This is a genomic window from Ekhidna sp. (assembly GCF_965227465.1).
Taxonomy (GTDB): Bacteria; Bacteroidota; Bacteroidia; order Cytophagales; family Cyclobacteriaceae; genus Ekhidna.
In genome coordinates this window covers 3,779,593-3,792,007 of record NZ_OZ245746.1, presented here as the reverse complement: position 1 = coordinate 3,792,007, position 12,415 = coordinate 3,779,593, and the positions used below count along the sequence as shown (strand labels likewise).

Here is a 12,415-nt window from a genome sequence, read left to right as displayed (position 1 = left end):
ATGCATGCATAACAAATTTTGCTATATTTGAAGTTATACACCACTACTATGAAAAGAGAAGAAACGGTCGATTATAACATTAAGGGCTTGTGGCATAGCATTTCCAGAATGTATAATCAATACGGAGCGAAGTATGACATCACTGCTTCTACAGGATTTGTCCTCTTAAACATTGATGTAGAGAAAGGAACGCCTGCTACGAAAATTGCTCCTCTTTTGGGGATGGAATCAAGAAGCCTGACTCGTATGCTAAAAGCCATGGAAGAGAAAGGTTGGGTATATCGGGAAAAAGATCCTACGGATGGAAGGTCTGTTCGGATATTCCTATCAGATGTAGGAAAAGAAAAGAGAGAACTATCTCGTCGTGCGGTTCGGGAATTCAATTCAAAAGTGCGCACTTTGATTCCAGCAGAAACACTTAACAATTTTTTTTCTGCTGCAAAACAGATCGGTGCAATCATTGACGACCCTTCTTTGTTTGATAAGATAGCAGAAGATATATCAAATGAATTTGCCAGCAGTGGTCTGCTGCATAATCAATAATTAATCAACTAGATAGACTACATGAGTTCATGTAGCCTGAAAAACAAACTATACACATGAAACGAACCATTAAGAAAGCAGCTGTTTTGGGGTCTGGAATTATGGGATCAAGGATTGCCTGCCACTTTGCCAATATTGGGCTGGAGGTACTTCTTCTTGATATTGTTCCAAGAGATCTCGATGAAAAACAGAAAGACAATCCTGCTGCCAGAAATAAGCTGGTGAATGACGCTTTACAAACGGCTATTAAGTCAAACCCGTCACCACTTTATGATAAATCTAAAGCACGATTAATCGAGACAGGGAACTTTGATGATGACCTTAGCAAAATCAAAGAGGTTGATTGGATCATCGAAGTGGTAGTTGAAAACCTGGACATCAAGAAATCGCTATTTGACAAAGTAGAAAAAGAAAGAAAAGCAGGAACACTAATTACTTCAAATACATCAGGAATTCCAATTCACCTGATGCTGGATGGTAGAAGTGAAGACTTCCAAAAGCATTTTTGCGGGACACACTTTTTCAACCCACCACGCTACCTTCGGTTATTGGAGATCATTCCTACGAAAAAAACCGATCCGGCGATTGTAGACTTTTTCATGAGCTACGGAGATCTTTACCTTGGAAAGGAAACTGTACTTTGTAAGGATACCCCGGCATTTATTGCAAATAGGATTGGTGTTTACGGCATGATGTCTACGATTCATGTCACGGATCAATTGGGCTTAACCGTCAATGAAGTAGATAAATTAACTGGGCCTGTTATAGGACACGCAAAGTCAGCTACTTTCCGTACGTCAGATGTAGTTGGCCTAGATACCCTCGTCAATGTTTCAAACAACCTTTATGCGGCACTTGAAAAAGACGAATCAAGAGATAAATTCAAACTTCCGCGAGTTGTTCAAAAACTTTCGGATGAGAAATGGCTAGGAGATAAAACAGGTCAGGGCTTTTACAAGAAAGTAAAGAAAGACGGTAAATCAGAGATCCTTGAATTAAACCTTCAAACCTTCGAATACGAACCAAAGTCTAAAGCAAAATTCGATGTGATGGATAAAACCAAAAACATTGAAGATGTACGAGCAAGACTTCCCATACTTCTTGAAGACGAAAGCAAAGCCGGTGAGTTTTACCGAAAGACGTTTTATGATCTTTTCACGTATTGCTCAAATAGAATTCCGGAAATCGCGGATGAGCTTTACAGAATTGACCAGGCGGTAGCTGCTGGTTTTGCCTGGGAAATTGGCCCATTCGAATCATGGGATGTCTTGGGCGCTGAAGAAACGACCAAAAAAATGAAAGAAGCAGGATTTGAGCCTGCCGCCTGGGTTCACGAAATGCTAGATGCTGGAAATACCTCTTTTTACAAATTTGAAAATGGTAAAAAGCACTACTATGACATTCCATCAAAATCCTATAAAGTAATTCCTGGAACGGAAGGGTTGATTTTCTTAGATGCGTTCAAAGAAAACAATGTGGTTTGGGAAAAACCAGGTGCTACGATCTATGATATTGGTGATGGTGTTTTAAATCTAGAGTTTCACACCAAAATGAACTCTGTAGATGCTGATGTCATTGAAGGTATTAATACAGCTATTACAATGGCGGAAAAAGATTATCGCGGTGTGGTAATTGGAAATGAAGGACAAAACTTCTCGGCAGGAGCAAATCTTGCAATGCTTTTCATGTATGCCGTGGATCAGGAGTTTGATGAAATCGACCTCATGGTTCGTACTTTCCAAAACACCATGACAAAGGCGCGCTTTTCAAGCGTACCCGTTGTGGCAGCAACATCAGGTTTAGTCCTTGGTGGTGGTTGCGAGTTATCTTTACACTGTGATGCCATCCAGGCACATGCTGAATCATATGTTGGTCTTGTGGAAGTTGGAGTTGGTTTGATTCCCGGTGGTGGAGGAACGAAGGAGATGACACTACGGGCTTCAGATGATTTTACACCTGGAGATCCGGAATTGAATACTCTCCAGGAATACTTCATGAACATAGCTACTGCGAAGGTGGCGACCTCAGCAGCGGAAGCACAAAAAATGCATATTCTGAGAGGTGGAGATGAAATTACGCTGAATCGAACACGACTTTTGACGGATGCTAAGGAAAAAGTGCTTGCTCTGGCAGATGCCGGATATACCCAGCCTGTCGAAAGGACGAACATCAAAGTTCAGGGTAAATCCGCATTGGCGATGTTTCATGCAGGAATCAGCGGGATGAAATACGGAAGCTATATTTCCGAGCATGACCAGAAAATTGGTCAAAAACTGGCTTGGATCATGGCAGGAGGTGATTTGTCAGCACCAACGATGGTGTCAGAGCAATACCTTCTGGATCTTGAAAGAGAGGCTTTTCTGAGTTTATGTGGCGAACCTAAAACGTTGGAACGTATCCAGAGCATTTTGTTTAAAGGAAAGCCATTGAGAAACTAGACATTAGATAAAAGACTCTAGAAATGCACAACTTCAAGGAATTTCAAGTGTGGAAGCGAGCGATTGAACTGGTAAAAGAGATTTATCGAATGACTGCTAAGTTTCCTGACGATGAGAAGTTTGGAATTATTTCACAATTAAGGAGGTGTGCGGTTTCTGTTCCGTCAAATATTGCAGAGGGATCAGGAAGAAAAACTGATAAAGATTTTTCAAACTTTCTCTCAATTTCTCTTGGTTCCCAATTTGAGCTAGAAACACAATTAATAATCAGCAAGGAAATAGGATTTATTTCTGATACTGAGTTGAAAACAATAACCATTGAATTAAATGAAATTCAGAAGATGACAAGGACTTTGATTAATAAATTTTCCTAGTCTAATGTCTCTAATCTAAAATCTAAACATCTAAAATTATGAATGCATATATAGTAGCAGGATATAGATCAGCGGTAGGAAGAGCCAAAAAAGGAGGTTTCCGTTTTTATCGCCCCGACGATTTAGCAGCAGATGTGATTAAGCATCTGGTTGGCTCAATCAAGGATTTTGATGCCACACGTGTGGACGATCTAATAGTAGGAAATGCCATACCCGAGGCAGAACAAGGATTGCAGATGGGAAGATATATTTCTCTTCTCTCACTCCCGATTTCGGTACCGGGTATGATTATCAACAGATACTGTGGGTCCGGTCTGGAAGCAATTCACCTGGCATGTGCAAGAGTGCACTCAGGAACAGCCGACTGCATAATTGCCGGAGGTACAGAGTCAATGTCTTTGGTTCCAATGATGGGATATAAAGCAGCACTCAACTGGAAGATTGCCGAAAAACATCCAGAGTATTACCTGAATATGGGCTTAACCGCAGAGGAGGTTGCAAATGACTTCAGCATTTCCACTGAAGACTCAAATAAATTTGCAATGGAATCTCATCAGAAAGCAGCAAAAGCCATTAAGGATGGGAAGTTCAAAGATGAAATTGTGCCTGTAACCGTAGAAGAAACGTATGTGGGTGAAGACGGCAAACGACACAAGAAGGAATTTGTGGTTGATACGGATGAATGTGTTAGGGAAGAAACCAATATGGAAACCTTAGGCAAGTTGCGTCCTGCATTTAAGCAAGGAGGACAGGTAACAGCCGGTAACTCATCTCCAACTTCTGATGGCGCAGCATTTGTGATGGTTATGAGCGAAAAGATGGTGAAAGAATATAACCTTGAACCTATTGCTCAGATGATTAGCTATACAGCAGCCGGTGTAGATCCTCGAATCATGGGTATTGGACCGGTGGAAGCAGTGCCAAAAGCACTGAAGCAGGCTGGGCTAAAACAAAACGATCTGGATTTGATTGAACTAAACGAAGCGTTTGCCGCTCAATCGCTGGGGGTAATCAGAGGATTAGACCTTGATACAAGCAAACTGAATGTAAACGGAGGAGCTATAGCTCTGGGTCATCCGCTGGGATGCACAGGTGCTAAGCTTTCGATTTCACTATTCAATGAAATGAGGAGGAGAAAAAGTAAATACGGAATGGTGACCGCCTGTGTAGGGGGAGGTCAGGGAGTAGCAGGTATTTACGAGTTTCTTAACTAGAACTTGATAATATTATTTAGCGAAGGTCATCTGAGTTCGGATGACCTTTTTTTATTTTAAGATGTCTATCTTGTCGCGAAATTTCGAGAACAATGAAGCAGACACTACTACTCACCTTACTTTTCACATCGCTTATTTCCTTTTCACAAACTGATAAGGAACTGGCTGAACAATCCGTCAATCAAAATATAATCAAAAGCCACATTGGTTTTTTAGCTTCTGATGAACTAGAAGGAAGGGACACACCTTCGAAAGGACTGAAAGTAGCCGCGAAATACTTGGAAAGTCGGTTCGTTGAATACGGAGTAAAAATGGCTCCTGGCATGGATAGCTATTTTCAACCTGTGCCAATGAAAAAAGTAATCCCCCCTTCGAATGGGATCATAAAAATTGGTGAAACCGAATTGTTACTTAACGACGACTTTGTTGTGTTAGATGGTGGCGGATCACTAAATGATCAACAGTTTTTTTATGCAGAATATGGCAACCCATCTGATCTATTAAAAGAAAATGTTGAAGGTAAAATAGTAGTTGCCATATGTGGAGATGGAGAAAGCGAAAGTCCACAGGAATGGTTTTCTCTTTCAGCTGAGAAAAGAAAAAAAGTGAAAGAGCTTGGAGGCGAAGGGCTTATAGAGCTGTACAATTCTTCTCAGCTGCCCTGGAATTTTCTTGTCCGATATCTAAGTCGTGAGCAAACAGTGCTTGATGAAGGAGATAGCGACGGGACGATGATACATACCTGGTTAAACAGGTCAGCCGATGATGTTTCATTTCTTGAATCAAATGAGTCAGCCTCGATTATGATTGAGGGTTCCAAAACGGAAAAGTTTAATTCGCAAAACATAGTTGGATATGTCGAAGGGACAGATCAAAAGCTGAAAGAAGAGTTCGTGGTATACTCTGCTCATTATGATCATGTGGGTATTGGCCAAGCGGACGCTAACGGGGATAGTATATTCAATGGCTCCCGCGATAATGCGGTAGGTACAGTTACTGTTTTAACAGCCGCTCAAAACCTGGCAAAGAATCCACCAAAAAGATCTGGTCTTTTTGTGTTATTTACTGGTGAGGAAAAAGGGCTTTTAGGAAGTAAAGCCTTTGTTGACAATTCACCAGTCGAGTTAAACAAAATTGTTTATTGTTTCAACTCAGACAATGGCGGTTATAACGACACTTCGAAAGCGACCATAATCGGGCTGACACGAACAACAGCTAAAGAAATGATAATTGAAGCCTGTAAAGCTTTTGGTCTCGATGCGATAGAAGACCCGGCCGAGGAGCAAGGCCTTTTTGATCGATCAGACAATGTGCGCTTTGCTGCAAAAGGAATACCGGCACCTACATTTAGTATGGGCTTTACAGCCTTTGATAGTGAGATAACGAAATACTATCATCAGGCAGGTGATAATCCGAATACACTGGATTATGAATATTTAGAAAAGTTTTTCAAAAGCTATGTGTATGCGTGCAGGCTTATAGCGAATTCCCGCAAAGCACCATTTTGGGTGGAGGGAGATAAATACTACGACTCTGGTCAAGAGCTTTATAAAAAGTAAATAGAAAAAGGCCCTGTTCAGGGCCTTTTGTCTTTGGGATTAGTGGTGAGGATTTTACTAAAAAGTTCTTAATTGAAAACACCTGGGAGTCCACTATGTGAGTGAGATAGTTGGCAAACCAAAGGATTAAGCGAAAACCTTGGACTCCCGGTATTTTCATAGATTAACCATCAACCTAAGAGCTTATCATCTATTGTTTGTTATAAATGACAATATGAAATTATGCAAAGTGGAGTTCTGTAAATGGTAGATATTTCAGGGGTATATTTTAATATCAGCATAAACACCTGAATACCAACTAATTAAAACCTAACTGGGTTAGAAGATATACCCTAAAAAGGTGAATAGAATACCCTAAAATGGGTAGTGGCTAAAATGCGGCAATACCGTTTTGAAAGGCAAATTTTACAAGCCCAACAGCGTTCTTTGCCTGGGTTTTGCGCATCAGGTTTTTTCTATGCGTATGAATGGTTTGTTCACTAAGGAATAATTTTTCGCCAATCTCCTTCATGGTAAGCTCTTGACAAATCAGCTGTAAAACTTCAATCTCGCGCGGGCTTATGTCTCCTCTTCTGGCTAGTCCTTTTTCTAAACCACCCTTTTGGACTTTCTTATGAAGCGCTTTCGAAACCAGCTGATTATAGTAAAAGTCGTTGTTGACTACAGAAACAATTGCTTTATGAACTTCTTCAGGGTCGGCATTTTTTAGCAGGTAACTATGAACGCCGATTTCAATTAAATCTGAAATGATCTGTAAAGAGTCATGCATCGAAATCATAATGATTTTGACCTCTGGATGTTTTGCAACAATTTTTTTTGCTGTTTCCCATCCGTCCATGACGGGCATTTCTAAATCAAGCAAGACTAATTGAAAATCACTCCCAATCAATTTTTCCAACGCCTCTTTACCATTTTCGGCATCATCTACCTCACCCACTTCATCAAAGGACTCTAATAGCATCATAGTTCCACGACGAAATAGTGTATGGTCATCTGTGACCAAAATTTTCAGTTTGTCTGGTTGATTCATCTCACTCGGTTGAGCTTCAAATTAATCAATAGATGTGGGTATAACCAAATCTACATGCGCTCCACCTGCATTTGAGTTGAAAAATTTTGTTTGAGCACCTATGGCTTGAGCTCGAGTTTTCACATTCAATAGCCCCATACCATCACTTTTTTTCAATACATTCGCTGGAAAACCCTGTCCATTATCACCATATTGAATGGTAATTTTATTTTTTTGTTGCTGACACGAAAGGGTGATTTCGCTCGCTTTTGAATGCTTAAGGGTATTATTTGTTAGCTCCTGAATGATCCGGTATAGTATTAGCGAATCGTCCTCATCAAGTTTAGGGTCTTCCCAATCGATTAATTTGGCTTCAATATCTTCGGCAGGGATTTTCAAAAACAAATCCTCTACAGCACGCTTTAACCCATACTTTTTAAGAATGAGAGGCATCATCTGATGCGAGATATTTCGGACATGAACAATCGTTTCATCGAGATGGCCCATGATTGGGTCAAGCAATTCAACTTTATCTTTCCTTTTAGCTACTTGTAAATTAAGCTTGATTGAAGATAACATTGCCCCTATACTATCGTGAAGCTCGGTTCCAAGGCGACTTCTTTCTGTTTCCTGTGAACTAAGGGTAGCATTAAGCATTTCTTGCTGATGCTTATTTTTAATTTCCTGAATCTTAAGTTGGTTTTCAAGCACTTTTCTTCTATAAAGTAAGACGAAGAACACCACAGAAAAGGCCATCAACATGACGCCAATGGTTCCGATTATGATGAGTAAGATTACTTTTCCTTCCACCGGAATTATTTTAGCTCGTTTCTATTATAGAGCGCTACTCAATTTAAATTACCTTAAGAATTTCTGATTGCGATTAAGGTTGTTATTTTCTTGCACCATAGGCTTTAGAGAAAGAATATAGAAACCCGATGACTCCAATAAAAATGACAGATGTACCATACACCACAATATTTACAATTATATCAATCATGTTTTTTCTGCAGGGTTTAGGTTGGGAGAAAAACCTTTGTCGATTAATACAAGCGAATAAAAAAGGAGTAAGTTCTTTAAAATATTGGCACTTAGGTTAATGATTGACACCATTGCATACGCATCTGAAGAAATTTTCAAATCGAAAATCAGGTAATTGTTAAAAACACTAACAAGAATCAAAACACTATTGTAAATAAAAAATGAAGTCACGATCCAAAAAATTGGTTGTTTGGATAGTTTGACTTTAGGGTTTTTTAGTAACTCAAAATATCCGAGCAGAGACAATGATATAAGTGTTATGTTGCTGTAAACATTAATAAATGTGTTTGATTCGGCATAATCATAAGCTAATGTTAAGGATAGAGCAGTACCCACTGTAAATAGCCCAGCATAGATTTTCAGCAATAGATTACGGTCAGCTAATATTTTGGAAAAGAGAAAAATTGATAAAAAATAATTCAAGATAACCCATGAATTGCCAATGTAGAGGGCATTCGGATATACTATTCTAATGAAAAAATAATTTAAGTTATCCGCTAGAAATGAGGCAAACAGGATATAAAATAAAACCCCGGAGAACCTTCTCCAGGACTTCATAAAAATCACAAAATAGATACAGCCCGCTAATCCGGAGAACCTATTCAATTCAATAAGCCAATTCCAAAAATCTTCCACGTATATTTTTAATTAACCAAACCCTCCGGGGCATTTTGGAGGACAAGGATCTCCATTATTTGCAGGATCATCATCATCTCCATCCCTTAGTTCACTAACTGCAGCCCCAAGCGATTTCATCTTTCTGTCCAGTATGTTTCCATCAGCATCTGCCGGGAATAATACGAGACATTCTTTTTTCTCATCATTCAATCCTTTGAATATCCAGATACCCTCAGAGCCTGGATAATTACATAAAGTTTCTAGAATATCTTTACCATATAGATATCCGTTTAACTCAGCTTTTGGATTGGCTTTCTGATAATCTTTGACCCATTTCTTGGCCATAGATTTCTTCATTTTTTTGCCAATCTTTTTTACGATTCGTCTAGCCATTTCTGTAAGGTTTAGTTGGTTTTAATAGACAATGGTAGAACTATCCTCTTTTTAATCAAAGGAGAGGAGATTAATTGAGGCTCAAAATACCCAAAAGTGGGTAGTCATTTCGTCGAAAAATGAATTCTATGGTCAAAATGAGATCAAAAGCTGAATAAGCAATTATATTTGCCATCCACATAAAAAACGATGAAGAAATGGCAATGCTAGGAATAATTATCGGACTGTTTGTATTGGCAATTCTATGCCCTTTTATACTACCGAATAAGGCGGTAAGTAAACACGAAAGAGATCACGTAGAGTAAGGGCGGGAATTAATTCTTTTTCTTACTTTCCTTTCGCGCATTTACAAATGCAAGAGCATGGGCGAATGCGACAAGGAAGATCACGATATTCACAAAGATATTTACGCCTTCTGTTACTGCTGGATTCGTTAAGTTCATCGGTTCTTATTTAGCATTATGAATGATCATGCGAAGATAGGCTCTTTCATTGCTTTGAGCAATTTTCTCACATCGATTTCGTCATTGTAAACATTTGGGGCAATTCGGATCGCATCTCCTCTAAAGCTGATACTTACACGATTTCTTAAAAGACTTTGATGAAGTCTTTCCTTGTCAATAGTATCAGGTAAGCGTACTCCGAAAAGGTGATTAGATCGCCACTTCCGCTCTTCTATCCTGTATCCGAGCCCCTGCATTTCTGTAATAGCCGGAGACATAAGGTTTTCTGTATACCCTTGAATATTTTCTGGACTCCAACGGATTAATTGGTTGATAGCTTTATTGAGCATTGGCACCAGGATGAAATTACTGTGTTCACCAACCTCATACCTTAAAGCCTGCTCCCTGTACTCAGATTGATAGTTTACCAGATTCGCAAAATCATCACTTTTTAACCTGTTTATCCAGTTTTCCTCTAAAGGAACGCCGCTATCAAATGCTGGCCCATAGTAAGCAAGTCCTATGGAATATGGTCCCAGGAGCCATTTGTATCCAGCACAAATAAGTGCATCTGGCCTTAAATGTTTTACACTGAATGGTAATGCCCCAACTGACTGAGTTCCGTCAATAACAAGTAACCCACCCACCTCATCTAATCTTTTTCGTATTTTCTCGAGATGGAATAATGTCCCGTCCGACCAATGAACATGTCCAATGGCAACAACCCGAGTATGAGAATCGATGCTCGTTAAAATCTTTTCATTCCAGCTCTCCCCTCTCTTTTCACTGTCGGTAGGTTCAATTAAATGTATATCAAATCCCTTTTCCTTTAATTTTAGCCAGGGGTATACATTACTTGGAAACTGTTCTTCTGCTAAAACTATTTTTCCCTCCTGAAAGGGGAGGTTGTTGACGACATTGGCTAACCCATAGGAAGCGGAAGGAATAACTACTATTCTCTTAGCCTCGGGGTTATCAATTAGCTTTGAATAATTCTGCCTGAGGGTATCAGTTTCATGAAAGAAATCTTCTCCGGAAATTTTTGAAGGGTTTCGCTTTTTTTTGATCCCGGCTATTCCTGATTTCTCCACTTTTTTGAGTAATGGGGACATGTAGGCACAATTGAAGTAAGCATTCTTTCTTTGAAGGAAGAATTTTTGTCGCTGAGATTTCATTGTTATTATTACTGAAAATGAGAGTAAAGCTTTTCGAGTCTGAAGATAAGGCAAAAGAGATTTTGGAGGACAATCATCCTCGGTTAATTAGAACTCAATCAAAAGAGATTTGTATTGTCAGACATGGATCAAACTTTTTTGCGTTTCAAAATGCTTGTCCCCACATGGGCGAGAATCTACATAAGGGGAAAACCAATTACCTAAACGAAATCGTCTGTCCCTTACATACCTACCGATTTAGTATGAGGACAGGAGAGGAAGCCGAGCAACGTTGCAAGGCATTAAGAACGTATCGTGTGATTATTGATAAAGAAGGAGTTTTTCTAGAAGTCTAATTAGCCAATTTTGAAGAATTTCACCACTGAAACTAACCAATCTGCAATAGATTGTGCGAATTCATTGCCCGAACCCCTTCCCACAATGTAAGTAACAAACAATACGTAAATGCTCAACAGGAGGTATGATTTTCTCTTACCAAAATAGTTTCCACTGGTGAAAATCACTACAGCAAGAACTGTCAGCAACCAGAGTAAGAAACGAAGCTCACTACTTAGATCAACAATCTCCGGCGGCATATGGATAGGCCCATTGATTATCGTAAATATGAAAAGAGGGAAACCTAAAGCGAAACAAATGTCAAAAATGTTGCTTCCAAGTGCATTGGATATTGCATCATCATACTGACCTCTCTTGGCGTCTTTTATTGAAATAATGGTGTCCGGAAAACTAGATGCTGCAGATGCTAAAATCAGCGCAACGAACATGACTGGTATATTAAGCCCATTAAACTCTCCAAGACCTGCAACACTATACGTATCAGCACCAATCCATTCACAGGCTAAAACCAGGAAATAGCATACACTGGCAATTGCCAAGGTAGAGAAAAGCAAAAGAGACCATGCTCTCAAATTGCTAATGGCGTTATTACCGATAAAAACCCGCTCTAAGTCAAATGTTACCAGCCCTTTCAAAAATGGACCCTGAGGCTCTTCATCATGTTCAAAAACCGCCTCATCTAACTGTCCATCTTCTAACAACTCTTCCCTTTCAGATTTTTTCATGGTGGCGAACATGTATACAATGTATACCACATACACTAGCATAAGCAACATGCCGTGATACCAGTGCAGAACGGATCCGCTGATAAGGATTAAGAAGATTAGTTCTGCTATGATCAAGGCAATTCCATCTCTTAAGAGAACTTTTCGTGAAACGTGAACCTTTTTGGTCATTTTCATTCCAATAACAGCCAATACAGCAACAGCAGGAATGACCATTCCATTAAAGATTGCACTTCCAGCAGTGGTTCCAATTCCACCGGAAAAGCCTTCGGCATCCGTAAGAACAAAAAGGAAAAATAATGAGGTAAATACCTCTGGCATTGAGCTCGCGATAGCGTTAATTGTTGCTCCACGAACACCTTCGGAAAGGTTTCGTCCGATATATTCTGAGGCGGTCATGAAACCATCACCTGCTCTCCAGATTACGACACAACAAAAGGTGATTAGTAGTAGGGGGATTATTATGCCCATGAATAATTAGTTACGTTCGAGTGTATTTAGCGGTGACTACTTTACTGGAATGGCCTAAATTAACAAAGTTTTCATT

13 protein-coding genes are annotated in these 12,415 nt (G+C 39.6%); 6 read left to right on the top strand and 7 right to left on the bottom strand.

All coding sequences use genetic code 11. The features are described 5' to 3' along the window. Positions 1-48 precede the first annotated feature (48 nt). The 5 genes from ACO05G_RS16700 to ACO05G_RS16680 all read left to right on the top strand — a co-directional run bounded on the left by ACO05G_RS16700 (position 49) and on the right by ACO05G_RS16680 (position 6,128). A complete protein-coding gene (locus tag ACO05G_RS16700; protein ID WP_421763771.1) occupies positions 49-543 on the top strand; it encodes a MarR family winged helix-turn-helix transcriptional regulator in 495 nt (164 codons plus the stop codon). A gap of 56 nt (positions 544-599) precedes the next feature. Next, the gene (locus tag ACO05G_RS16695; protein WP_421763770.1) at positions 600-2,981 is read left to right on the top strand and encodes a 3-hydroxyacyl-CoA dehydrogenase/enoyl-CoA hydratase family protein; all 2,382 of its coding nucleotides are present in this window, start codon (positions 600-602) and stop codon (positions 2,979-2,981) included. A 23-nt stretch (positions 2,982-3,004) separates the two neighbouring features. After that, a complete protein-coding gene (locus ACO05G_RS16690) occupies positions 3,005-3,355 on the top strand; it encodes a four helix bundle protein (protein ID WP_421763769.1) in 351 nt (116 codons plus the stop codon). A gap of 38 nt (positions 3,356-3,393) precedes the next feature. Next, positions 3,394-4,569, top strand: a complete 1,176-nt coding sequence (locus tag ACO05G_RS16685) for an acetyl-CoA C-acyltransferase (RefSeq protein WP_421763768.1) — start codon at positions 3,394-3,396, stop codon at positions 4,567-4,569. A gap of 92 nt (positions 4,570-4,661) precedes the next feature. After that, positions 4,662-6,128, top strand: coding sequence for a M28 family peptidase (locus ACO05G_RS16680; RefSeq protein ID WP_421763767.1), 1,467 nt, complete (start codon positions 4,662-4,664; stop codon positions 6,126-6,128). 370 nt (positions 6,129-6,498) lie between these two features. On the opposite strand, the gene ACO05G_RS16675 is transcribed toward ACO05G_RS16680, so the two are convergent. The 6 genes from ACO05G_RS16675 to ACO05G_RS16650 all read right to left on the bottom strand — a co-directional run bounded on the left by ACO05G_RS16675 (position 6,499) and on the right by ACO05G_RS16650 (position 10,744). Beyond that, complete coding sequence (locus ACO05G_RS16675) at positions 6,499-7,158, bottom strand: response regulator transcription factor (RefSeq protein WP_421763766.1); 660 nt, start codon at positions 7,156-7,158, stop codon at positions 6,499-6,501. Positions 7,159-7,179: 21 nt separating this feature from the next. Beyond that, a complete protein-coding gene (locus ACO05G_RS16670) occupies positions 7,180-7,947 on the bottom strand; it encodes a sensor histidine kinase (protein WP_421763765.1) in 768 nt (255 codons plus the stop codon). A gap of 186 nt (positions 7,948-8,133) precedes the next feature. Next, complete coding sequence (locus tag ACO05G_RS16665) at positions 8,134-8,814, bottom strand: hypothetical protein (protein WP_421763764.1); 681 nt, start codon at positions 8,812-8,814, stop codon at positions 8,134-8,136. A 12-nt stretch (positions 8,815-8,826) separates the two neighbouring features. Continuing rightward, positions 8,827-9,189 carry a hypothetical protein gene (locus ACO05G_RS16660; protein WP_348283038.1) on the bottom strand — a complete coding sequence of 121 codons (363 nt, stop codon included), beginning with the start codon at positions 9,187-9,189 and terminating at the stop codon, positions 8,827-8,829. A gap of 314 nt (positions 9,190-9,503) precedes the next feature. Further along, positions 9,504-9,632 (bottom strand): hypothetical protein, encoded by a 129-nt coding sequence (locus tag ACO05G_RS16655; protein ID WP_348283037.1) that lies wholly within the window; start codon positions 9,630-9,632, stop codon positions 9,504-9,506. 26 nt (positions 9,633-9,658) lie between these two features. Beyond that, positions 9,659-10,744: an aminotransferase class V-fold PLP-dependent enzyme gene (locus ACO05G_RS16650; protein ID WP_421763763.1), complete on the bottom strand. Its 1,086-nt coding sequence runs from the start codon at positions 10,742-10,744 to the stop codon at positions 9,659-9,661. 80 nt (positions 10,745-10,824) lie between these two features. Between ACO05G_RS16650 and ACO05G_RS16645 the strand changes: the two genes are divergently transcribed. Further along, complete coding sequence (locus ACO05G_RS16645; protein ID WP_421763762.1) at positions 10,825-11,142, top strand: Rieske (2Fe-2S) protein; 318 nt, start codon at positions 10,825-10,827, stop codon at positions 11,140-11,142. Here ACO05G_RS16645 and ACO05G_RS16640 read toward each other — a convergent pair whose 3' ends face one another. Continuing rightward, positions 11,143-12,339 (bottom strand): hypothetical protein, encoded by a 1,197-nt coding sequence (locus ACO05G_RS16640; protein ID WP_348283034.1) that lies wholly within the window; start codon positions 12,337-12,339, stop codon positions 11,143-11,145. It lies immediately after the preceding gene. Between the last annotated feature and the right edge of the window lie 76 nt (positions 12,340-12,415).